The sequence below is a fragment of the Paraglaciecola sp. L1A13 genome, assembly GCF_009796745.1.
In the GTDB taxonomy this organism is placed as follows: Bacteria; Pseudomonadota; Gammaproteobacteria; order Enterobacterales; family Alteromonadaceae; genus Paraglaciecola.
The window spans coordinates 3,948,980-3,974,791 of record NZ_CP047024.1 but is presented as its reverse complement, the minus strand read 5'-3'; the positions used below and the strand labels follow the sequence as shown (position 1 = coordinate 3,974,791).

The 25,812-nt window shown below is 44.5% G+C and carries 12 protein-coding genes; 2 read left to right on the top strand and 10 right to left on the bottom strand.

Annotation, left to right across the window (positions count from 1 at the left end; translation table 11 throughout):
- Positions 1–84 precede the first annotated feature (84 nt).
- The 3 genes from GQR89_RS16820 to GQR89_RS16810 all read right to left on the bottom strand — a co-directional run bounded on the left by GQR89_RS16820 (position 85) and on the right by GQR89_RS16810 (position 5,836).
- Positions 85–1,977, bottom strand: a complete 1,893-nt coding sequence (locus GQR89_RS16820) for a GGDEF domain-containing protein (protein WP_158771114.1) — start codon at positions 1,975–1,977, stop codon at positions 85–87.
- 579 nt (positions 1,978–2,556) lie between these two features.
- Positions 2,557–4,554: a serine hydrolase gene (locus tag GQR89_RS16815; RefSeq protein ID WP_158771113.1), complete on the bottom strand. Its 1,998-nt coding sequence runs from the start codon at positions 4,552–4,554 to the stop codon at positions 2,557–2,559.
- A 151-nt stretch (positions 4,555–4,705) separates the two neighbouring features.
- Positions 4,706–5,836 (bottom strand): DNA alkylation repair protein, encoded by a 1,131-nt coding sequence (locus tag GQR89_RS16810; RefSeq protein WP_158771112.1) that lies wholly within the window; start codon positions 5,834–5,836, stop codon positions 4,706–4,708.
- 322 nt (positions 5,837–6,158) lie between these two features.
- Here GQR89_RS16810 and GQR89_RS16805 point away from each other — a divergent pair, with 322 nt between their 5' ends.
- Complete coding sequence (locus GQR89_RS16805) at positions 6,159–6,770, top strand: EF-hand domain-containing protein (RefSeq protein ID WP_158771111.1); 612 nt, start codon at positions 6,159–6,161, stop codon at positions 6,768–6,770.
- Positions 6,771–6,908: 138 nt separating this feature from the next.
- On the opposite strand, the gene ggt is transcribed toward GQR89_RS16805, so the two are convergent.
- The 7 genes from ggt to sbcD all read right to left on the bottom strand — a co-directional run bounded on the left by ggt (position 6,909) and on the right by sbcD (position 22,671).
- Positions 6,909–8,657, bottom strand: coding sequence for a gamma-glutamyltransferase (ggt, locus tag GQR89_RS16800; protein ID WP_158771110.1), 1,749 nt, complete (start codon positions 8,655–8,657; stop codon positions 6,909–6,911).
- Positions 8,658–9,017: 360 nt separating this feature from the next.
- Positions 9,018–10,928 carry a S9 family peptidase gene (locus tag GQR89_RS16795; protein WP_158771109.1) on the bottom strand — a complete coding sequence of 637 codons (1,911 nt, stop codon included), beginning with the start codon at positions 10,926–10,928 and terminating at the stop codon, positions 9,018–9,020.
- A gap of 554 nt (positions 10,929–11,482) precedes the next feature.
- Positions 11,483–12,763, bottom strand: coding sequence for an MFS transporter (locus GQR89_RS16790; RefSeq protein WP_158771108.1), 1,281 nt, complete (start codon positions 12,761–12,763; stop codon positions 11,483–11,485).
- A gap of 759 nt (positions 12,764–13,522) precedes the next feature.
- Positions 13,523–15,163 (bottom strand): methyl-accepting chemotaxis protein, encoded by a 1,641-nt coding sequence (locus GQR89_RS16785; protein WP_158771107.1) that lies wholly within the window; start codon positions 15,161–15,163, stop codon positions 13,523–13,525.
- Positions 15,164–16,054: 891 nt separating this feature from the next.
- A complete protein-coding gene (locus GQR89_RS16780; protein ID WP_158771106.1) occupies positions 16,055–16,657 on the bottom strand; it encodes a thiamine biosynthesis protein ThiC in 603 nt (200 codons plus the stop codon).
- A 1,032-nt stretch (positions 16,658–17,689) separates the two neighbouring features.
- On the bottom strand, positions 17,690–21,400 hold the full coding sequence (locus GQR89_RS16775) for an SbcC/MukB-like Walker B domain-containing protein (protein WP_158771105.1): 3,711 nt from the start codon (positions 21,398–21,400) through the stop codon (positions 17,690–17,692).
- A complete protein-coding gene (gene sbcD / locus GQR89_RS16770; protein WP_158772306.1) occupies positions 21,400–22,671 on the bottom strand; it encodes an exonuclease subunit SbcD in 1,272 nt (423 codons plus the stop codon). The genes GQR89_RS16775 and sbcD overlap by 1 nt, the downstream gene beginning before the upstream one ends.
- 518 nt (positions 22,672–23,189) lie before the next feature.
- Between sbcD and GQR89_RS16765 the strand changes: the two genes are divergently transcribed.
- The gene (locus tag GQR89_RS16765; protein ID WP_158771104.1) at positions 23,190–25,718 is read left to right on the top strand and encodes a TonB-dependent siderophore receptor; all 2,529 of its coding nucleotides are present in this window, start codon (positions 23,190–23,192) and stop codon (positions 25,716–25,718) included.
- Positions 25,719–25,812: the final 94 nt, after the last annotated feature.

Below are 25,812 nucleotides of genomic sequence, written 5' to 3'. Positions count from 1 at the left end.
ATGATTAGGTCAATAGTGTGCTTGTGGAAAAGTCGTCATGACGGATATTGGTGTTATATCTTGAAAGTAACGCTATACCAATAGTTAAAAGACGATCTGATCCTTGCCTAAAGCCTTTGCCTTATATAGGTTTTGGTCCGCACGATTGATTAGATTGTGCAGCGTTTTATCAGTGTCTTTGTGGTACGTTGCAACGCCCATTGAGAAGGTGACGTTGCTAAAATCATGTTGTCTTTGCTGGATTATTTTATGTAATTCATCACGTATTCGGCTAAAAATAGCCGAGATTTCTGCTGGGGTCGTATTAGCAAATACAAATAACCATTCTTCACCGCCATATCGACCAAATTTGTCATATTGTCTAATCGTGTTTTTACATGCTGTAGCAAATGCAACCAGAACATCGTCGCCCACTTTGTGACCGTATTTATCGTTAAGCTTCTTAAAGTTGTCGATATCGATTATGCCTATCGTCAACGTTTGTTGGGTGCGGATAGATTCTTGAAAACGTAATTCAGCGTATTCTAGTATTGCCCGTCGATTAGGTGAGTTGGTCAAGTGGTCATTCAATGCCATTGACTTAAAGTGGTTTCGATTTCTGGTTTGAATAAATAACATAAAACCTACCGCAAGCAGCAATAAAATACCAAATCCGATTACCAGCCACCACAGCTTTTGCTGAGCGGCCTGCTGATTTATTTGCAGGTTTTTAAGTTTATTTTCAGTGACCAGCGCTTGGTTTTCCTTCTCCTTCAATTTGCTACTGAATCGAATAAGCTGTTTTTCAATCTCTTTCTGCTTTTCCTCTGAGCGAACATCATTGGCGAACGTATAGTTCTCAGCCAAAATATCGAAGGCTTGTTGAAAATCCTTTTTTGCATATGCAATATCAGCATCAATTTTATGTAGCGCTATTTGGTAAATAGGATCTTTAAGATTTTTCAAAATACGCCGGCATTGATCGGCTTTTTGCTTAGCAAGGTCTAATTCGTTTAGCGCTAAATACGCTAGCGCTTGCCCTTTAAGTGTTTCAAATAGAGGCAGCGCAGAGCCACTTTGTATAAATATAGGTTCGATTTCGGTGTATAACGCAATGGCGTTTTGCCAGTTTTTCTCTTGAATATCGTAGCTAGCCAATTCTTTTTTCGCCCACGCTATGCCAATGTCATCATTTAATTCAATGCTCAATTGCATTGCTTGCTGCATATGGTTCCTAGCTTCCTTGATATTGTCGCTATTTAAGTATGAATAACTCATGTTAAAAAGGACAATTGAACTGCCAAATTTATTGTTTAACTCATAGGATATAGCAAGGGATTTTTGCAAGTATTCAAGGGCGACATCAGTATTCCCTAGGGAATTATTTATATTGGCTAAGGTGTTTAGCACTCTTCCCACCGCGGATAAATCATTCGCTAATTGGTATGATTCATAGGCTTGATTGAGCGATAGCAGGGCACCGGTATAATCCAAAGATTGATACAAGCTGTCGCCTACGTCATGATAAATTTCCCCCGCTAATTGAGGCGATGCGACAGTGCTGGCTTTTTCAAGCAAACGGGATTGTAGTTCGGGAATGCCTTCAAACAAACCTTTCGAATCTTTAATGTTTAAATCAACTAATTCTAGTCGTATTAATATTGTTGGCTTATTGAGTTTATTTGCTAACGTCATTAATGGCTTAAGTAATTTTTCTGCTTCGTTAATATCAGTCGTGGAAAGAAGTGATTCGACTTTTAGAGTGGATGCGTATAGACAAGCCTGTTGCCAATTATTTTTTTTACAGGTAGCAATAATGGCGTTGAGTTTTTTCAGCATTTCAAGTGGCGACTCGTTGCTTTTATTGTCGATTAACTCAATCTGCGTAAATAATTGTGCTTCATCGGTGGTGGAATTTTCTTGTGCAACGGCGAGATCGCCCATAACAAACGACGATAAGATAAGAAAAATAATGCCTAATATGAGTGAATTTCGCATACTGATTGCTGGAGTAATTCCTTAAAACCATTTATTAAAACGATTCCTTTGCGCTATTTCCGTAAAGAAAGCGAGCAGGCTAATTGGTTTTTCGTCATGCTAAAAGCCAAATAAAATGCTACTTTCCATACTATTTGATGTTAGCTATTTTAGATAGCTAACCATTCTGCATAAATATCAATGGGTATGCGTTAAGTAAGATAACGCTTACATCAAAGAGTAATGGCTACACCTAATCAATGCAATACGACTATTGACGCTAACTCTCCCCGCCAATGTTATGTATAGCTAAGAGCCGCGACTCATTCCGTTGATAAACGGTTATTAGCCCCGAATATTATTCGCGACCTTAGCAAATGGCGACAAGCTACTATTCAGCTTGGTTTGACCTTGGCTGTTTTTCTCACCATGAGGCGCAGTTCAATTAAAGCCCCCAGCAAAAGTTACGCCACAGGATCATTACCACCTAAGTTGACGCGCTTAGGTCAAGCCATAGGGTACCGTGAAAGCTGAACCGTATGTGTGGTGTTGCACCGATAAATAACACCGGGCACTTACCGTATAAACTAAGTATATCGCTTAAGAGTCAGGCTCGGTCAAAACGTATTTGTGTTGCGGGGTAATAACACTTAACGTGCGTTTACCGTTTGTCTCTCCAATGAGCAGTTCCAACTGCCCAAGGGTTGCATCGCCTGTTGCCACGAGGGATACCGTGCCGTCCGGGTTGATCTTTGAACCTAGGGGACTGCTCCAAGTGCCCGAGTCGAGTATTATCGCGTCATCCATCACGCGAATATCAACGGTACCAAGTTTGGGGCTATGATACGTTTTGGCCAGCGCTGAGACGACGTCAGGGTCTGCGGGAATGGTCAGCAATGCGCGCTCTTTAGCACGAGCTTGCTCAATACTTTGCTTCGTTGCAGTGACTTGAGCCGCCGCTTTTGATTCGCCGTTATAAAGTAGCTCTATTAATTTACGTTCGAAGGGTTCGAATAGTGCCCAGCCTTGATCAGAATTGGTTAGAATTACGGCGCCAACATTGGATTCTGGAATGATGAACATTTGAGACAAATATCCCGCCATTGATCCACCGTGTTTCACAATAGCGATACCATTCATGTCTTTATTTGACAAACCCATACCGTAGGAAGACCCCGCGCCGGTTTCTACAAATGGAGCCCTGCGCTCTAACAATGGTGCCTCAGCAAATAAACGCGTGCCGTTAGGGCTGATACCCGCCGTGAGTTCATTTTGAATATATTTGAGCATATCTGTTGGCGTAGACCAAGCACCTCCTGCGGGACGGTAGGCTGTCATGGTATGATTAAAGCCATCACTTGGGGTCTGTTTGATGTCTTCAATTTCGCCATCAAAATTTACCGTATAGGGCTTAGCAATATTGCCATTTAATGCTGCTTTGAAGTCGAAGGTGGTATTGCTCATACTCAGGGGCGCAAAAATATACTCTTGCATAGCGCGATCATAAGCGGCGCCGATTTCCATATTGGGATAAAGCAAATGAGCGGCCACATAACCTGCCGCTGCAGCCATCTGATTATTATATTGATAGATCTCACCAAAGCTACTAGTAGGCTGAGTTCCGGCCAATTCATCGAAGACAGCTATAGCAGGTGTGCTTGCAGTGTTATTAAATACCCATTCAAAATCTTTACGAGGTAAACCTGTGCAGGCACACACTAAATGGCGAACCAATACACTTTGTGTGGTTTTATCGTCACCCAATCGAAAGTTTGGATAATGATTAATCACCGGATCGTCCCACCTGATACGCCCCATTTCTACAAGCTTAGCAAGTAGTAAGGTTGTCATACCTTTTGTATTAGAGGCGATAATAAAACGGGTATTCCCGTCAATGGGCTCACCCGTTTCTATGTCTTTTACGCCGACTCCGCCAGTATATATAAGCGTACCGTTTTGCATTATTCCAATGCCAGCACCGGGTATGTCGAGGTTTTCTGCCGCGCTTTCTACAAATGCTAAGAGCTCGTGTAAGATTTCAGGCGTCAAGGTATTGGCTGTGCGCCCTGATAGATCCTCGGCTTGGTATCCCGCGCGGGTTATACTTCGATACAGGGTGCGTGCCGCTGCACTTCGTTTGCTCATGGTGCCTAGATGACCGTCAATTAATAAGACCGTCCACTTCCCTGCGTAATGATGGGGGTAGGCGGAGACCCGCCGCTCTTCGGAAGGAGAGGTTTGGTATTCAATCTCCCAGATTGCATCCCATCCGCGAGCAGGCGGCTCTTGCGTACTTAGCTTTACCTTACGTGCGAAATTGGCATCTATCGTTTTCCAAGCCATTTTTGCTGCGTGCTGGGCATCTAGCGCATTTGCGATCGGTACGAGAGTGAGTGTGGTATCGCCTTCAGGTGCGGTGTACATAACCGTTTCATTTTTTTTTGACACAGACCAGCCTTTAGGCGCGTCAAAGGTGGGCGTTGTATTTAGGGTGATTTCAACAACAGGAGCTGGTTCAGACTCGTTTTCCGTTTTATTAAGTGAACATGCGCTGAGAAATATAATGATTGCCAAGCAAACCAATTGAGAGAGTTTCATTTAATTAACCAAATAATATTTTGATAATTAAAAGGCTAGACTAATTGGCGTGATAACACTACAACCCATCCATTTAGGTTGATATCCCTACCGAACGCATTACCTTAAAGAAACACCATTTTAGCTAAAAATAGCGCTGTGCTTTGTATCTTTAAGGCATGATTAATTCAAAGTCAGCGCGACCCACAGAGATACCATTCACTATTACTTCAACGCTATGTGCACCGGCATAATAAACCCGAGTGGTAATGGCTTTAATGGCATGTTTTTTCTCAATACTCAGGATTTCGCGGGGCATTAAGTTGCTATTACGCCATTTAAACACCTTGCCGATGGTTTTGCCGTTAGCTTTTTGGTGATGCACGACGTAATCAATCATCAGCGCTTGGGGCGCATCCGTGTTTGAAGTTAACGATAAACTAAACTGGAGTGCCTCACCGAATATCACTTGCGTATTTAACACGCTAACCTTTGCCGACGTTATTACTGGCGGTGCAAAGCCCAGTGCTGCTAAGGTTCTTTTATGACCATTTTTAATCAAAGTACGACAAGCATGGCGGACTAACCTTCGGCGGTTTGTATTGGCATCTTTTAACCATTGTTCTGCGAGATCAGCGACTAACTCTGGGTGATCTTTAGCAATATCATTTAGATTGTTGGCAACTGAGCGTCGAACGTATTCTTCGTCATCGTCTTTTAACTGTTCTAACAGCGCGATAACAGGTGCAGGGTCTGCAATAAACATAGGAAGTTGCATGGCCCAAGGTAATCTGGGTCTGCTGCCCTCAGAGACAAGGCGGCGAACATGTTGGTCAGGATCGCTTACCCACATGGCAAACATGGCCAAGGTATTTTGCGCTGACTGCAAAATAAAAAAGCGGATAGCAAATTCTGACGACAAGCGCTTAGTCATCTCCTTTAGCAGCATCATCGAAAAATCAAAATGTCCTTGGCCCTGCAAGGCCACGTAATGGCTAAGGGTCATGACTGCCCAACCGGATATTCCCGGGTTTTCAGTGCTGCTTGAGGTGGGTGGCTCGTCTTGCAGGGCTGGCAAGCTGGCCAGCAATATTTGTCCTGCATGTGCAAAGTCCGCCGGAAGATAAAGGATCATCGCTTGAGTAATATGCTCAGTACGAGCCTTTAATTCAAGTGACGCCAGACCATTGCTGGCTGCGGCTACAAAAGCGGGCTTATCGAATTCGTTGTAATGGAGGCTGAAATACCCCGCCATATCTTCTACAACATTTTGATTTAACGAGTTTTTAAATGGCTCAGCCACAAATGTGTCCCTATTGATTACGCTGTATGACGATCGGCTAGCGGTGGGCGACGCTCGGTGGTCGTCACTTGGTGACCGTCACGCGGTGGTCGTCACGCGGTGAGCGACAGACGATCATAAATGATATTTTGGGATTTTAGCATGTGGTGTGAATAAATCCTGTTACATCAAAAGCAATATGTTCTTGCGCTGCCCTAAGGCACTTTTGACTTAGGTGTGAGTCTGAGTAAATAGCAGGTGAGGTGACAAAGTGGTTTTTGTGACATATTAAAGCACTGTTTCTGACGGTGCTGATTAACGTTAACTGGCAGGAGAAAAGGTTTTGAAGGTAAATCGTGATGCTAAATCTTATGTCGCGCTAGCGCTGCTGGTGGCTTTTTCGTTGAGCGCTTGCAGTTCGAATGACATTGGGAAAGTAAATGCGGGCACAACATTGGGTCCACCGGACGGTCATCATCGTGGTGGTCGTGATCAAGGCAGGCCGCCTGAGGGCGGATCCCAGCGCAGTGTCTGCGAAGCATTACAGCAAGGTCCGTTGAACAATGCAGAGCACGGGCCGATGGACAACGCGGATCTTAATCGAGATGGCACCGTGATGCGTGACGAACTCGAAGCATTTATGGATCAAGGGAAATATAGGCGTATCACCATACTCACATTTTTCGACTTGTTTGACACAAACCAAGACAATAAGCTCAGCGATGATGAGTTCGCTAAAGTTGACCCGCCTTACGGTTTTGACGGCACAGATGCAAATGGTGATTGCGTGGTAACGCGCGAAGAAGTACTTGCTTACGCCAATCAGGCTGGGCGCAGTTATCGCAAAATTGGACTGGGTCAGTTTTTTGATTTAATGGATACAAACAACGATAACAAAATCACCGCCACAGAAGTGGAAGCAGCCCATAAAAGCGGCCTACTTGCTCGATTCTAACGGTTAAATGTATTTTCGCTAAACAAATATGGCGGCCAATTGGCCGCCATATTGCTAATTGAAAAGTCTATTTACGGTATGTATTGCTTCTACAGGATCTGTTGGTGAAGATTTCTGTTCAAAACAAAGCTGCTCGTTCTAAAGCGTACCGATTATGCCTTCTCTGCGTTTGTCTGCTGCGCCCTCAAGGCTGCCATCAGGTTTACGCATAATCACGCTTAAGCCTGAATTTTCGCCTTTTGATGCATCAACGTCGAATCCCATTTCTTTCATGGCTGAAATTAATGAATCGGATGCGGCATCTTTTTCTAGGCGCACGGTTTTACCTCGGGCAACCATATTCGGCAAATCAACGGCGGCTTGTGGACCTAGTCCCCATTCAAATACCCCGACCAATGTTTTAACGGTGTAGGCAATAATGTTATTGCCGCCAGGTGAGCCAGTGGCCATTAAGAAGTCGCCATCCTCGTCTAACACAATGGAGGGAGACATAGATGAGCGTGGGCGTTTATTGGGCGCAACGGCGTTAACAATAGCGTTACCGTTTTTGTCATGATGCTGGAAAGAGAAATCAGTTAGTTGGTTGTTCAAAAACATGCCGCCAACCATACGCGTGGTGCCAAAGATGCTTTCAACTGTCGCTGTCATTGAGACCACATCGCCTTTGGTATCCACAATGACAAAGTGCGTGGTGCCGTGAACGTCTTGCGTGGCATCGATCCCCGCAGTTTCATTGCTTGGCGTGTTGTTATAGGCCCAAGGATCGCCTACTGCATAGGTCAGTGGTGTGGCTTTATCCGATATAAGGGTTGCGCGCTTGGCAAGGTAGTCTTTGTTTAACATACCGCTAAGAGGCATATCGATAAAGTCAGGATCTGCAATAAATTGGTCTCTGTCGGCATAAGCAAGTTGCTGCGCCTGAGCTAACAATGCCCAATTTTTGGGATCATCTGGGCCTGCTGCACTTGGGCGAGGACCATTTTCTAAAATCCCCATAATCATACCCACTGCTAACCATGAAGAAGGCGGCGGTGCGCCACATACTTGAGTATCGCGATAAGGCTGACACAGTGCCGCACGTTTTACAGGCTGGTAAGCAGCGATATCTTCTGCGGTTAATGAGCCCGCTCTAGGTTGCTGCTGCACCATAGCCGCGATTTTTTTCGCTATATCGCCGTGATAGAACTCAGCAGGATCTTTAGCAATGATGTCTAAGGTCTTGGCATAGTCAGGATTTTTTAAGGTGTAACCCACGGGGTAGGGTTGGCCGGCGTCATCAAAAAAGTACTCGTGCGCATCCGTTGGCCCTTGGTCTGGCGTACTAGGAATATACTTACCAAAACGTTCTAACATGCCATGTAAACGAGGTGATATTTCAAACCCTTCGTTGGCAAGTTTGCTGGCGTAATTAAATAGGCTCGCCCATTCTAAAGTGCCTTGTTCTTTGTGGGCCATCGACAGCATAGCCAATACCCCCGGCACACCGGTAGACAATCCGCTAGTTTTAGCTTGAATAAATGGCATTGAGTCGCCGTTTTCTAACATAAACATATCTGGCGTCGCGCCACTTGGGGCCGATTCGCGGCCGTCATACACTGCCAACGTTTTGCTTTCATTATCGTAATGCACCATAAATGCACCACCGGCTAGGCCAGAGCTTTGCGGCTCTACTAGGCTTAATACCGCTTCAATGGCGACAGCTGCATCTACGGCGGAACCACCGGCGCGCAATACCGCTAGTCCTGCTTCAGTTGCATGAGGGTTTGCGGTGACCACCATGGCTTGTTGTTTGGGTAGCTCTACTGCTATTTTTGTTTGATTTTCTGCTGAACTGCAGCCCCAAAGACTGGCTGATAAGACCCCGAATACGAATATGTGAAACTTCATTGTTTGTTCCCGATAGTTAAAATCTGATAGTTGAATCAAAGAGGCGAGAATCACTTTTGAATTATTTCAAAACGCGCAGTACACCCAAGCGATGACATGTATTTATGCCACCCTCTATTTTTCTATCATAAATAACCACTTACTGACAATAAACTTGCGTTAATGAGTGCTAAATTATCGTTTAAGGCAGGTCGAGTTGCTACAATTCGTACTGATACAGGTTATTAAGCTGGTATGTTTATTCACTTGGTATTAAAGCCAATGCGTAGCAATAACCTCAAATATTTGCCAGAAGCACCCACCATAAAGTCATTATCATGGGTGCTCGGCTACGCAATGATTTATCTACATCAATATCCGTTACAAGTGTTTATTCAAAAACGTAACAACTTTATTCATATAGGCTTTTTGGTTTTCAGGGTCGTAAAACCCATGGCTCTCTGCGCTGACGCCATAAAATTCATACTCTTTTTCATTTTTATCTAATGCGTCTTTCAATCGTTCCAGTTGCTCAATGGGTGCTCGTTGATCTTTTTCACCATGAGCGAGAAAAACAGGAACTTGTATTTTATCAACGTGGTAAACAGGTGACATAGACCTAATATGTTCTTTATCCTTACCTAACGTCGTTTCCAGATAACTACTACCCCAAGAACGGTCAACTATATCGCCCTCTTCAAACATCATTTCAAGGTCGTAAACACCCGCATTACTGATGGCACACTGATATATGGTGGGGTAATTGATAATACTTTGAATAGCAGAATAACCACCAAAGCTTCCTCCCATAATGCAGGCTTTATCTTTTAGTGCTTTGCCTTGTTGGATAGCCCACTGATATGCATCATAAATATCCTGTTGAATAAGTGTACCCCATTCTCCGTAGGCCGCTTTTTCAAAGGATTTACCGTAACCTGTTGAACCACTAAAATTAACCTGTAAAACGGAGTAGCCATTTAACGCCAAGAATTGTGTTTGGGCAGAGTACGTCCAATAGTTACGTATGTGAGGCCCTCCGTGAACAACGACGATCAAGGGCGCAATTCCTGCGTTTTTAGCTGTTTTTGCTTGGGTAAAGTAACCATTTAATTGATGACCGCTATCCGTGGTAAAGCTAAAGGGATCGGTCATGGCCATTTGGTCACTATTGAGTTTCGGAAATTTCTTAAATAGAAATGTTAAAGCGTTTGCCGTTTTATCGTAAATAAAGAAGCTGCCAGCATCTATGTCTGAAGAGACAAGTAAGGTGTACAGCGAACCGTCATTGGAATGGCTGGTGATTTCAACTGATTCACCGGGAAAGGTTGCCAACAGGCTCTTAAATACTTTGGCCTCAGGTAAAGACGTATTCAGCATGTAATATGCTGGAAAACCGTCATCAACACGCAATCCATATATATTTCGGCCATCTGTTGTTAACGAGACACTCGTAATATCCACATTTTCGTCTGTTAAAATAGCTTTGCTTTCACCACTTTTCAGATCGAATTTAAATAATCCTGTTTTATCTTGTCCTAAATTATCTAACGCATATAAATAGCTATTATCTGTGCCTACGGTTAGCGGTGTAAAGGAGCTGCCAAAATCTTGGTTAGATATTTTTTGCCAATCACCGTCTTGATGGATATAAACTTGGCGGTTAAAGTCTTTATCAGTACCGTAAGCAACGGTTAATTGTCCATTTTCATTGGTTAGAAAATCTGCGGTGATAACGGGAGAAATCGCTACTCGTTCTTTTAATAGTCCCTTGTAGATATCAATTTTATTTATATCCGCGACGCGATCACCAGAATCACTCCAAGGTGTTGAGCTAATCAATATATGATTAGGCTCTTCAGGGAGTAAGTCGATAATGTTAGCCCAACCTCGGGTTTCCTTTTGTTTTTGTATTCGCGTACCAATTTGACTTTCGCCTGCTCGATAACCATAAATAATGCTGCCTCTAGTTCCGTCATAATCGATGGCGTATAACTCACCGAAAAACCTAGCTTCACGTAACCCGGCCACTTTTTGGTTAATTTTTATAACCACTCGTTCGTTATTTACCCAATAGTATTCTCCCACCTCATTTTTGCCTGATAGGTTCAGCGACCCGGCTAATTCCATTGAAGTACGATTTAGAAAAACCAGAACACGCTTACCTTCAGACATCATGGCAACCGCTATATGTTCACCATCCGGTGATAACTTTACATCTTGATATTTGGCATCGTCGAATAAACTATCCCAATTTTGGGCGTATGTAGATGAGCAACACAGTACTAAATTCAAGAAAAAGACTGCTTTTGTTATTATTGTTATTCCCTTCATAATCAAACTCACTTTCTATTTTTATAGATTTTTATTTTTAGGCTACCGCTAATTAAATATGTGTATTAGTAACCTTATGATTTCCTTTCACTGTTAAACATTAAAATATTGATTAACCCTCCATATTGCTTTTTATCTAATGGTTTTAATTCCATATGTTCGAGTGATTAACTATCCATTATTTATATTGCCATGGTCAAGTTATTGGGTCGAAAAATCCCCGCTAGTAATGTTAAATATACTGACTTTTTGCTTTAAAGTGGGGCGTAGGCAAGCGAGGTAATGTAGCGAATAAACAAAGGCAAGGTAGCCAACGTATTGCAAGTTGATAGAGCGTTAATAAAGCATCAGGCGTGATAAAAAGAACGTAAGCAATCTTGTTGCTTATTTAAGTCTGGGGTAGGGCAATGACAACGCTTTATAATAACGCCTCAAAAATTAACTGCTTTTAAGAGGCGTTATTATAGTTATGTTAGTAAATTAAATGCTTAATCCTTACTGCGCAAGGCTATTGCCTAAGCAGTTACCTTTTGGTCGTCGTCGGTAAGTCTATTAACGGCTGAACCACTGCGAATGTACTGAACTACCGCGAGCAGAATAACGAGACTAGAGAACATCAAAGCATAACGCAGAGATTCGGCACCATATTCGGGAGTCAAAGCGTCACTCATCATACCGGTCACGACAGGGCCACAGCCTAATCCGACTATATTCAAAATAAAGAACAAAATAGCCGATGTGGTTGCACGCATTGATGGCTTAACCAAATGGTGAGAAATCGCGATAGTCGGCCCAAGGTAACAAGAACCAAAAACATTACTGATAAATATGCATACCAATACCCAGGTTAATGAGTCTAGACTTAATGCCAACAAAGCAAACGGCACTGAAAGTAACACGCCGATAGCCGGTACCCACATATACCAACGTAAATTTATTTTGCCGAATTTGTCAGCCAAAAAACCGCCGCTTAGGGCACCAATCACACCTGAGAAACCAATAATAAGACCCAGCGACACACCCACTTCCGAGATGCTCATACCATGACTTCGAATTAAGAAAGAAGGGATAAAGGTTAACGTAGAGTAACCGGTAAAAGCACAGAAACCCGCAGCAAACGCCGCTTTACGGAAGGGTTTAGAATTCCATAAATAACTAAGGGTTTCTTTAAAGGTATATTTTTGACCCACAGTTGGGTCAGACACCATACCAGAACCACCACGAGGAGGCTCTTTAAGGGTAAAGCGCACCACAACGGCCATCAAAATACCGGGTAAACCCACCGCGAAAAACGCCATACGCCAACCAATTTTGTCAGCTAACCAGCCACCTAGTAATAGGCCAACCAAAATACCCAAATACAACCCCATGCTATAGATAGACATGGCCGCACCACGTTCTTCAGGCTCATAATAATCGGATATCATAGAGTGAGAAGGCGGACTCGCACCGGCTTCGCCGATACCGACACCAATTCTGGCCAGTAGTAATTGGGTATAGTTTTGTGCCAAACCAGATACTGCTGTCATACCGCTCCACACGACCAAGGCCATACTGACAATATTGCGCCTATTGCCCACATCGGCCCAACGTGCAATGGGAATACCCACCACCACATAGAACAAAGCAAAGGCAAAGCCGGTTAATAAACCAAGCTGGGTATCAGACAAACCTAATTCAGCTTTAATCGGCTCTTGCAGAATGACCAGAATCTGCCGATCAACAAAATTGAATATATAAACCAAAGTAAGAATAAACAGGACATACCGTCGATAACTGCGTGTTTCCGCATTCATAAAACATTCTCAAGTGACTATTTTCATATAGGAAAATCGAGTATGCCGTCTAACTTTTATCCGCTCAAGCACCAGAAATGCATGTAAGGGGTGTTATCGACCTGTAGACGAAGGTCGTATGCGTTTACAAGTCAGTAACAATGCGGTTACGCGGGGGTTACATTGGGATCAGAAGATATCTATTTTTATTATGAATGAATTATTATAGGGAAATTGGTTCTTTATTTTCTCGAAGTATTCGCGTTTCTTATTATGTGCTGCGCACTCGGGGCAATAGCTTTGCTTACTGTCATGGATTGCGATAAACGCAGCGCATACTTTGGCGACAAAGTCGTGCTTTTGATTTTGTCCCGACTCAAGGAACCCCGAGCACCGAAGGCTAACACTGGATCAATGACATGAATGTCATTTAAGTGAAAGCCGCGTCGGGAACGCGTTTTCACGACCAGTGTTAGACAAGACGCGCAGGGAATAGAGACTTGCCGGAGGGCGGCTTCTTTACTTCGGGCTATCCATGCCCTACGTGCTGCGCACCATCCTTCGGATGTTCAAAGTTGTTCCCGACAACTTTGTCTGGTTACTCTTTCTTAGCTGTAGAAGAAAGAGTCACTGGTGCGGCAAGGATGCCGTATCAAAAAACGCAAAGGATTGCGGTAAGCGTAGCGCATATACTGTGCGCGAAGCGTAATCACTCTAGCGCAATGACGGCTAAGTGCGCGCAGCACATACACTCCCTTACGCACATCGACTCGATGCCCCTCAACCGAGTTTAAAATAACCCACAGTCGCTTTTAATTCCTGCGATAAAGCATCAAGTGATTGGGTGATTTCATTATTTTTTTGCAGGGCGGTGATTGATTCAGCTGACATGGTATTGATGTCTTGCATTGAGATGGATATTTTTTCGATAAACGCCACTTGCTGATTGGTTGCGCTGGCCACTTCTTGCACGTTAATCAATGAGCCGTTCGCTTGTTTTTCGATATTGAGCAATAAATCTATTGTTTCGATGGTTAACGCGCGGCCGTTTTCAACTAGGGGTTGGGTTTTTTCCATTGCCATCACCGAAGCGGCTGTTTCGTTTTGTACTTCGTTTATCATTCTTTCAATTTGCTGGGTGGCTTCACCTGTGCGCAGTGATAGGTTTCTAACTTCATCAGCCACTACCGCAAACCCGCGGCCGCTTTCGCCTGCTCTGGCTGCCTCGATAGCAGCATTAAGGGCTAATAAATTGGTTTGGTCAGAGATGCTGCCAATAACACTGATAATACTGCCAATCTCTTTGGTTCGGTCTTCTAGTTGTTTAATTTGCATAACGGTTGCACCAACCGTGCTAGATATTAATTCCATTTCACGGGCGCTTTCATCGATTTTTTCTTTGCCTAGTTTGGCAAATTTAGAGGTTTCCGCGGAATTGATTTCTGACTGGGACATGGATTCAGACACATGTGCCAGTCCTTGACGCATGGTATTAAGGCTTTCAGTTGTTTCACTTGTAAGTTTGGCTTGTATTTGGGCGGCTGTATACACTTGTTCAGAGCCAGCAGAGACCATTTGAGTTTGCGCGGCAAGTTCAGTTGCGCCGCTAAAAATACTGGCTACGATCCCGCGCAATTTTTCGCGCATGGTGACCACTGAGCCCATTAAGCTTTCAGGGCAACACGTATCGATTTGGGTATTTAAATCGCCGGAGGTCATATTCGCCAGTGCATCGGCCGCTACAGAGGGTTCTGCTCCTAATTGATTGGTTAAATTACGACTGATAAAAACCGTGACGCCCACACCGATAAGAATGGCAATGCTGGTAATAATCACCATGAGATATTGAAAATTACCCGCTACTTCCCGTGCTTTTGGGGTAGCGACTTTATTCACTTCTTCTTGATAGTCAATAAACGCATTAATGACTTTTAACCATTGCTTAAAATCACCCGCAACTTCAGAGGCGAGTAGTGACTTAGCCTGTAAGCCATCCCCCTGTTGCGTTAGCGTAATTATCTGTTGAATTTGCGGGGTTGTTTTCTTCTGGATAGCAGCGATTTTTGTTAAAATACTCGCTTCTTCAGGCGTAAAAATCACACCCGAGTCAATCATGTTTTTCATCGCCTGCTCAGACTCATGATAATAGGTTTCTAGGGTATTAATATGACGCGCTAATACTTGCACCTCAGCATTATTGGTCGCTAATACGACGTCGCGTATATCAATTGCCCGGTCATGCACACTTCCTCGATAGTTAATTGCGTAGCGCTGTTTGACTGAATTAACATCAGATATTTCGGTTAAGGTCTCATCAATGTAGTTCACATTCTGAATACCAATAACAACTAAGGACACCATCATAAATAACACTAACCCAAAGCCCGCAAATAATTTTTGTCGAATCGTCATGTTATGCATTTTGAGCCTTTAGGTTTATTTGGAAAGATAGCGGTCTGTAATAGTACGATAACGCTTTAATAAGCTATCGGCATATTAAAGAAGATAAGTAGACCTTTCACAAAAAGAAAGTATTTCACCCATAAACAGCCAGCGCTTAAAAAAACGATAAAACGATAAGCGCAGCGCATGCCCAGTGTGCACAGCACATCGCAAACAAAGCTCCGGTGACATAGTCGTGCTTTTGATTTTGTCCCGACTCAAAGCACCCCGAGCATCTAAGGCTGACATTGGTCAGATTACATGGAGCAATCTGAGTGAAAGACGCGTCGGGAACGCGTTTTCACGACCGGTGTTAAGTGAGACGCACAGGAAATAAGTGACTTGCCGCAGGGCGGCTTCTTTTATGAAATGCGTCCATGCATTTAACCTTGTGCGATAATCGCTGAGGCCATCCTATGGATGTTCAATTCATTCCCGATGAATTTGTGCTTACTTTTCTTAGCTGTTGAAGAAAAGTACGTCGGGCCGCGATCGCCTCATGGATGAGGCTTGAAAAAAGGCATGAATGCCGGTAAGCGCAGCGCATAGGTGAGCAACGCTTTTATCTAGGAAACGATTTGCCGAATTAGCAGGGTACTCGTTCTGAATTTATGTTGGCTATAACATCACTCCTTTTTGGGGAAAAGAGGGCTGATATGTCTGTAATTCTTTTGCCTAATACTTAAACGTCTCTGACCCTTTTATTTTCCTTGCGCCACCTAACATACGCAATAATTCGTTAAAACGTAGCGAACCATCTTTTAGATGCCAAAGAATTTTGCTACATACAACGTCAAACATCGGAACATACACTATGCACCGATGTTTATTCTTTATTTAAAAAGACTCTCACGCGTAAGACATTAAGCCTTAATCTTCCTTACGGTAAAGACTTATCAAGCATATCGCTAAAAGTAACGTTGCAATCACTCCTGAACCGCCAGCAACGCCTGAGGGAAGAAAGCCATCACGGCCAAAGGTAATTAGTATGCCATTGGCAGACATTGCAACTACACCCGCTAACGCTGTAAGGCCTCCTATCGTTTTGCCACCTTTTGCTAAACTTGCCATTCCAAAAACAAGTGCTGCTAACCCCAATAACACTTTGGCTGCATAGTAAATCATGAAAGACAAAGCAACCACACCACCAATTAAAGGTTGTGCCCCTTCAACGTTACCCGCAACTTTTCCAAATGATGAAAACAAACTCAGGCCAATACTTACCTGCACGATGTTAAGCACAGCACTAAATGCAATAGCTGACCATCCCAATTGATAGTTTTTTGCCTGCGTCAAAGCCGCACCGGCAAAAGAGACAAGAACAGTAAATACTACTGCTTCTAGCCCCCATAAAATCTGCCTTGAAAAGCCTATTTCAGCAACATAAAGAGCAGTATAAATAGCCTGTGTTATTGCCAACACCAACAATAAATATGCCGTAATTAGGATGGTGCGTTTATTCGTAAACTCCATTATGTACCTCTTATAATTTTAAATTTAACGCCTTCTCATAGCTTTTTTTCACTAGATTAGCCTTAGTTTTTGTATGGCCCACCACAAATAAGTAGCAAATCACCGTATCTTGTTACCCGCCTAATACATAACGTATCGAAGCTATTATTAGCATGCAAATTGCTAACATTGTTAGCTGATTTAAGCGGGATAGCTTTTTTGAAGCAGCATGCTCCATTTACAATATAAAACCTACTAAATCACAGTTATATACAGAGCTATTATCGTGACATAACGCTCTAAAAAGAGCTCTATGGGTACAGTAGCTTTGCATACATCAAATAGATAAAACTTTTTAAGAGGTAGTTTTCATATTGGAAAGCATAAGACAGGTAAAGTTACTCAATTCTTTCACGTGGTGAGTCAACAATATACCCATGTTAACGTGTTTCAAATCCGCACTCGGAAAAGCCGCTATCCTAGCGGCGTAGCAGTTTCTTTTGGCGACGTAGTCACTGATTTTTTCACGACTCCAATTTTCTATATTTTGAATTGGCTTGTCAGATGTCCAGATATGGGTGACCCCGTGACGTTTAGGAGCATCGATCTTGTCGGGTGAACGATTCGCCATGGATGGTGAAGCTGTAACTCCATTATGGGGTGCGTTACCAAGGATGGAGTTAAACTGAGTTTTGTATTTTAAGTTTTCGAAGAACCTGATAAACAAAGTGTTTTACAGGCGATCTGCATGGATGCACAAAGGTAACATCTCGCCGCTTAGACATAGAAGCCGATGAAAAATATGGGCTAAAAAATTGGTTGGAGATCGGTCGTTCTTGGTGACTTCTTTTGGCTGTTGAAAAGAAGTTACTGGCTCGTAGAGATGAGAGTCAAAAAACGTCATGGATGACGGTAAGCATCGCGCATGCTCAGTGTGCACCGCACATGGTAAGCGAAGTGCATAGTTAGCTTGCGCAGCAAACGCTTGACGCGAAGCGTAATCTTAGTCGCGTAGCGATAAATCAGCGCAGCGCTCCCCTAGCGCTAGCAAGATCAAACCACCGCGTACTTACGATCCAACTCACTTACCCCTAAACCACTCTTTTTAGTCACTGCCAATTGCGCCACAATCCGCTCTTTCATGGCTTCAACATGACTGATCACGCCTATCATTTTGCCTGAAGCATGCAGATTATCTAGCGCGTCTAAAGCTATATCTAAGGTTTCACTGTCTAGAGTGCCAAAGCCTTCATCAAGAAACAGCGAATCAATACTGGTTTTATGACTGACCAATTCTGATAAGGCCAGTGCCAGCGCAAGGCTGACTAAGAAGCTTTCACCACCGGATAAGGTTTTGGTGTCTCGTTGAATATCCCCTTGCCATGTGTCTATTACGCTAAGCGCCAGACTGGCGTCGGCTTTGCGTTTAAGCAGGTAACGACCGTGTAAGCGTTCCAGCTGCTTATTGGCCAAATACATTAGGTTATCAAGGGTAAGCCCTTGGGCAAAAGTGCGGAACTTGTCACCTTTTTGTGAGCCAATCAACGAATGTAAGTAGTGCAGGTGTTCGAATTCTTGCCTGTGTTGGTCAATTTGCAGTAACAAGGTTTGTTGCTCGCCTGTGCGCTGGCTGTCTGAGCTGAGTGCGTGGCTAATTTCCCCTTCGCGTTTAGTGAGAGCCTGTTGCTGCTGAGTCAATGCTTCTAGGGCGGTTGTCACATCTTGCATGCTGGTTTGTCGCCATTGCTCGGCGTTTGGCGCACTTAGTAAGGTGGTGACCTGTGTTTGGGCTTGCTCAAGTAATGCGTGTGCTCTGGCGTGTGCGTTGTCTAACCGCTGTTTAAGTTGTTCGAGTGACGTACGGGTGGCTTCATCAAGTAAGGCGGCTTCAAAGGCACGTTGATCAGCAAAAGGGCTGTTGTTTAAACGCTCAAGCCACGCTTGTTGGCGAGTGTGCAAGCGTGCCTGATTTTGCGCCAGCTGTGCCTGAGCATTTTGTACGTTGGCTGCGTGAGTATTGTGCTCGCGCTCAGCAAGGCTAAGCTTTTCTTGTGCCTCATTTACACTTTGCTCGAGTGCGCGCAGGGACAGGGCTAGTTTATCGCGCTCGTCTTTGACTGATTTGTCAGCGAATAGCGCAAAGCGCTTTTCTTTAAGACTTGCAAGCTTGCTGGTCAAACTATCTCGTTCTTGCTTGATAGCCGTTAACTGGGCATCAAGGTCCGACAACTGCGCTTGCGTATGCTCATGAGTGCTTTTGAGCTTTTCAAGCTGGCTTAGGGCCTCGCTGCGCTGGGTAGTGTGCTGCTCCCATTGTGTGGCATCGTGCTCTTTGTTTTTTAGCCAATTGAGTAGTTCGTTATCTTGCGGGGCCGGGTAGCCGTGGCCTTGAATTTGCTCTGTTAACTTAGCGTTTAATTGAGCAATAACTTGGCTAAGCTTGGCGTGATCCTCTTTAAGCGTTTGCACGGTGCGGGTGAGACTTTGCAGTGCATGCTGAGCAAGTTGCCAAGCTGAGTCGTAGGCCTGCACGTGGGCTTGGCTTTGCTGCCATTGCTCTTTGTGCTGATTGAGCAAATTGGTTTGCGTTTTGAGCTGTTTAATATACTCACTTAACTGGGTTGATTCAGCTTTGATTTGCGCATCAAAATGGGCAAGCTGTTCGCTGTTTTCAATGGCCAATAGCTGGGTGTCTGCACCTGCAAGTATGGTGTTATCTGTGCTTTGGATATGCGCTGTGCATGTTTGCCAATGTTGAACTTGAGCGCTTTGCTCATTTTGCAACCAATCAATGCGTTGGCTTAATTCTGCTTGTGCGCGAATAAGGGATTCAAGCTTAGCGCGTACCTCAAGTCCTTGTTCTTTTAGTTGATTAAGCTGCTGCTCGGCTTGTTGCTTTTGCCCAATGGTCTGGGGAATATCTACCGCTACATCGCTGCCTGCTGGATGTTCTTTTGCGCCGCATAAAGGGCAGGGTGTGCCTTGTTCAAGCGCCGCGCGAAATTGTACGAGTTGCTCTTCTTGGCTAACCAACTGCGTGAACAGTTTAACTTGCTGCTCTTGTGTCTTGTATTGGGTTTTAAGGGCGTCACGCTGAGTATTTAGTTTGCTTTGCTCGGCTTTATTAAGCTCGATGGCGTTATGCTTTTGCGTCAGCTCTTGGTGTTGGTTCAGCCACTGCTTTTGGGTGTTTTTGAGTGTTAAAAGATCAGGCAATACTTGACTTAGCATACTAAGGCGCTGTTCTAATGCGCTTAAATCACCGTTGCGCTCAAACGTGGCTAATTGCGCCGCTTGCTGTTGGTAGCTTTTTTCCAGGCCATTGGCCTGAATAACACTGTCAGCATGCTGCTTTTGCTTGCTTTGCTCGGCTTGTTGCGCGGCTACTAACTGGCGTTGTTCATCGGCCATTTTTACGGTTAGGGCATCTTGGCTTTGCTGCGCTTGTTGTAGTTGGCTGGCTTGTACTTGCCACTGACCTAAGAATTGTTTCAAGGCGCCATCGGCTTTGTGAGACTCAAGGTAATTGTCGGCTTGGGCCAAATGTTGTTGCTGCGAGGTCAGCGCTTCTTGTGCACGCTGGTGCTCAGTGAGTATTACGGCCTTTTTGGCACTAAGGTTGTTATGCTTCTCTTGAACGTAAGCCGTCTGCTCTTGATGTTTAGCTATGTCGTTATCAAGGGGGATAACGTCATCGTTAAGGCATTTTTCTTGGGCGAAATGCTTGTCTTTGCTGGCTTTTAGTTCATTGCTTACTGTCAGTGCAACACGCTTACGCTCATCTAGCGTAACAAGACTTTTGGTGAGTAAGGCGGTGCTTTGTGTAATATTTTTTTTATCGTGCTCACATTGGGTTTGTGTGTCGTTTAATAGCTCAAAGGGGGCGCGCAAAGCTTCACTTGGGTGACTATTGGCTAGGCGTTGCAGCGCTTCTTTTTCTTGCTCTTTGTTTGCTTGGGCTTGCGCGACGTGTTGTTTCGCTTGGGTGAGTGCACTATTGGCGCCGTTAAGTTGTTGCCACCAATTCACATGAGCTTGCTGGGCTATTATTTTTTTGCCCACTGCGTTTTGCTCAACAAGCAAGGTATGTTGCTCGTCTTGCAATTGTTGTTTTTGCTCAGTGGTTAATAACTGTACGCCTTTCGCTTGCGCCTCTAATTCAGCCAGTTGTTGCTTGGCTTGGCTGTAGTGCTGATGAACACGCTCTGAGATAAGCCCGTATATTTCGGTGCCCGTGAGCTCTTCTAATAGTTCAGCGCGCTGCTTTTCATCGGCATTTAAAAACGCTGCAAACTCCCCTTGTGAGAGCATCATGGATTTGGTGAATCGGCCAAAGTCGAGGCCGGTTATTTGCTCGATAAGTTCTGATTTTTTCTTGATCTGATTGGCCAAGACCTTCTGGGATACCACTTCACCTAGTTCAACCACGGCAGCTTGCAAATTGCCATCGGCGTTTCCCCGTGAACGGCGCATGCTCCAAAATGCGCGATAAGCCACACCTTTCACTTCAAATTCCACTTCGGCGCTACACTCGGCGGTGCCACGAGTCATGATCTCATTATTGTTGGCCGATAAGGCACCTAAGCGCGGGGTTTCGTGATAGAGCGCTAAACAAATCGCATCAAGCAGGGTTGTTTTACCCGCGCCAGTTGGGCCAGTGATGGCAAACACGCCATTGTCGGCAAAAGGGGCTTGGCGAAAATCTATTTTCCACTGGCCTTTTAGAGAGTTTAAATTGCTAAATTGAAGACTAAGAATTTTCATTATTTTGCCTCCTCTTGACGTACTTCTTCTACTATATTGGCAAACGTTTCACGTATTTGGATTAAGCGTTGTTGCTCTTGCTCTCCCTCGAATGCTTCAAGAGCGAGACGTTTTTCAAACACATCGAACGGGGTGAGCTCGGCAAGGGTTTCGTTTTTTATTTGCTGTAAACTTTGCGCGGTTTTATTTCTGGCGCGGCGCAATTGCAGCACTTCAACGTTTCGTCCTTCGATCAAGCTTTGAATTTTTTGCTGTAAGTCGCTTAAGTAATCTTGCACTTCAACATGGATACATAGCCAAGTGGCTAGTTCGTTGCTTTGCTCTGCGCCTTCATCTTCACTGCTACGCATGGGATAAGCCGCTAATTGTTGGGTAATGCTGTCAATATCTCCTTTGAGCATAGCCATTGGCTGAAACAGTGGGATCGCTAACGGCGTAATTGTTCGCTGGCCTGTGTGGTCAAATTCCACTAGCACGACTTGCTTTTGTGATTTTAGCTCATCAAAACTCAAAGGAATGGGCGAACCGCTGTAGCGAATATGCTCTGACTTGGCGACTATCTGCGGGCGGTGAATATGCCCCAGCGCGATGTAATCCGCAGGGGGAAAACCATCAGCAGCGAAGCCATCTAGGGTGCCAATATAAATCTCACGGACAGATTCAGACTGGCTGACGCCCAAGGCTGTTAAGTGACCGGTCGCGACAATGGGTATGTGTTTTTCTGTGCCAGTTGTTATGTAATTTCGACGGGCGACTGCATGTTGATAGATGTTGGCATAGTGGTCTTTTATCGCTTCGCTTAAGGCGAGCTTTTTATCTTCACTGGTTTCACCTGAGCGACTTTGCAATACATCACGGGGGCGAATAAAGGGAATGGCACATAAAATGGCGCCCACCTCATCATTAGAGTCGGTTAGTTCGATAACTTGTTGCTCTATATCGTCGCAGGTATTAGCGATGACATGGGTGTGCAAACACGCGAGTAATTGCTTGGACTCGTTTAGGGTAGAAACCGAATCATGGTTACCGCCTAACACCATTAACGTGCAGGTGAGTTTACTTAGCTCTACCACAAATTGATTGTACATTTGCCGAGCGTAGCTGGGGGGTGTACCGGTATCAAAAATATCACCCGCAACGATTACCGCATCAATTTCATGTGCCTGTATTTGCACAAGCAACCAGTTTAAGAAGGCTTGATGTTCGTTTTTTCGGCTTTTAGTAAAGAAGTTTTGCCCGAGATGCCAATCAGAGGTGTGTAGAATTTTGATACGCCAAGTCCTTACTGGTTTTACGATTAATATACTGCTAACAGCAAGTGTACTGCATCGATGGGGCGCAAAGTAGACAGTGAAGAAAATTCATTGTCAGGATCAGCAAAGCATGTTGTTGCTCACACTTAGCGCAAGCATAACGCTAATCGCTTGCTTGTTTTGGCGCGTGATAACTGTTTGTCCAAATATTTCGTTTCCTGATCGAAGACGTTGGGGTGTTTTACGCGATATTAGCTTTCTTTAACCGATAACTAATTGCTTTTCGAAGGGGTTAACCTATTGATTTAACTGGTTTGTTTTTAAGCTTTTAGGCGCAAAATTTGTAACTAAATATGTGTAACTGCGCCGGCGAAGGATTTTCGTGTTAATAGTGTTTACAGCTCATATTAACTGGGCAACCACATACCCAACAACTGTTATAATAATAATAAATCGTTCTTCTGACCGGACAGAAAGCAGTAACAGAAGACGACGCAGTGTTGAACATTTCATATTGATTCTGGGACATACAACACATGAAGAAAACACATACCTTTAAAGCCAAAGATCAGTGGTTAAAAGTCGCGCTTATGATGAGTGCTTCATCGGCAATTTTAAGCGGGGCAAATGCCTACGCCCAAGAGCAAACAGTGGAAGCTGCAGATGAACTCGAAAAAATCAGCGTTATCGGTTCTCGTCGTTTAGGCCGTACCGTTGAGGATAGTCCCGTGCCTATCGATATTATTGGCGCCGAATCGTTAAGCACCACCGGGCAAACCGAAACCAATATGATTTTGGGCAGTTTGCTGCCCAGTTTCAACTTTCCTCAGCCGTCATTAACCGATGGTACTGATCATGTACGCCCAGCTCAGCTGCGTGGTTTGGCGCCGGATCATACCTTGGTACTGGTCAACGGCAAACGACGTCATTCTAATGCATTGCTTAACCTTAATGGTTCAACGGGTCGTGGTTCATCGGCGGTCGATTTAAATGCTATACCGGCTAATGCGATTGAGCGTATTGAAGTATTGCGCGACGGTGCTGCCGCTCAGTATGGTTCTGATGCCATTGCTGGCGTAATTAACATTGTACTCAAAAGTGCCAGTAGCGGCGGTTCTGCGTCGGTGACTTACGGTGCTAACGTAACGACTATGGACGGTGTACCTGACTTAAAAGATGTGGGCATCGACGCAAATGGCGATTTAGCGTTCACAGAAGGTGGCGATCGCGAACTAACCGACGGTCAAACAGCGACTATGCGTGCCAATATGGGCTTTGAGCTAGGCGACGATGGCTTTTTAAATATCTCTGCTGAATTTCGTGACCGAAGTGCAAGCAACCGTTCTGACTATGATAATCGTGAAAACTATGCACGTATCGACGGTGAGCTTGACCCTCGCGAGCTAACCTGGGATCGCTACAACCACAACTTTGGTAATGGTGATGTACAAGATGTAGCCGTGTTCTTTAACGCGGGCCTTGAGCTAAACCCAAATGCTGAATTGTATTCGTTCGGCTCGTACAGTACCCGTGAAGGTGAAGGCGGTGGTTTCTATCGTCGTGCCAGCGATAGCCGAAATATTGAGGCGATATACCCAGATGGCTTCTTGCCGATTATTACCTCTGATATAAACGATTACTCATTTGCCACTGGCGTAAAAGGTGTAATGAGTGATTGGAACTATGACGCATCTGCGGTGTATGGCGAAGATGAATTTCAATTTGGCGTTAAAGACAGCTTAAATACGTCACTTGGGCCAACTAGCCAAACGGTATTTGATGCCGGTACGCTAATTTACGACCAACTTACCTTAAACATTGATCTTAGCCGTGAAGTCGATGTTGCAGGCTTAGACAGTGGGTTGAACGTGGCAGTGGGTGCTGAATATCGCCGTGAAGGTTACGAGATACAAGCAGGTGAAGAAGCATCTTATATTCAAGGTGAGTTTGGTGGGTCTGCTGGCTCTCAGGTATTCCCTGGCTTTACCCCTGAATCGGCGGGCAGCAATAGCCGTCACAACATCAGTTTGTATGTGGATTTAGAAGCCTATATTACCGAAAACTGGAATGTAACAGTGGCAGCACGTTACGAAGACTATTCTGATTTTGGCTCAACCGTTAATGGTAAGTTTGCTACTCGTTATACTGTGTCCGAAGATATTGCCCTTCGTGCGTCGGTGTCTACAGGCTTTAGAGCGCCGTCTTTACAACAACAATATTTTACGTCGATCGCAACCGTGTTCGTAGATGGCGAACCCACTGAAACAGGTACGTTTGCGCCTAGTAGTAATGTTGCTCAAGCACTTGGCTCTCCGGGTCTAGATGCAGAAGAAGCGGTTAACTATGGTGCGGGTATTACTTGGTCACCTGATTCAAACTTCAGTTTGTCAGTAGACTATTACAACATCAAAATTGATGATCGTATTGTGTTATCTAACAACCTATCGGGTGAAGGCATTGAAGCATTACTTGCTGGCACCGGTGCTAACCGTGCGCGTTTCTTCTTGAATGCGATTGACAGTGAAACCTCTGGTGTGGATGTAGTGGCTTCCTATAACACAGACATTCAAAACTGGGGTGACATTGCCCTTAATGCTGGCTTTAACTATAACAAAAACGAAGTAACTGATGTTATTGACCCACCTGCGGTACTCGCTGGGGCGGGCTTTGACCAAGGCAACTTGTTTGATGATGTAGAGCTGCGTCGTTTTGAAGTGGGTTCACCTAAAACCAAGCTTAACTTAAGCGCGGTATGGAGCATGGACGAGTGGCACGCCACATTGCGTACAACGCAATACGGTGAAACTCAAGAGCCATCAAGCGACCCGGCGACTAACGAAGTGTTGCCAAGAAAATGGGTGACAGACTTAGACGTAGGTTACGACGTGACAGAAAATCTGACCCTAACATTAGGCGCCAACAACTTGTTTGACGTTTATCCTGACACTACCCGTGAATTGGTCGATGAAGTGGGCACATTTTCACGCTTGTTCCCATACTCTGGGTTCTCGCCGTTTGGTTTCTCGGGCCGATTTGTTTACGGTAAGGTTGCTGTAACATTCTAAAGGTTGGTCTTTGGCGGTCTTGTTAGGCTGCCAGTTGGTCACGCAAGTGTGCTGACATAACAGAGCAATATAAAAACATTATCGGGGGCAGCAT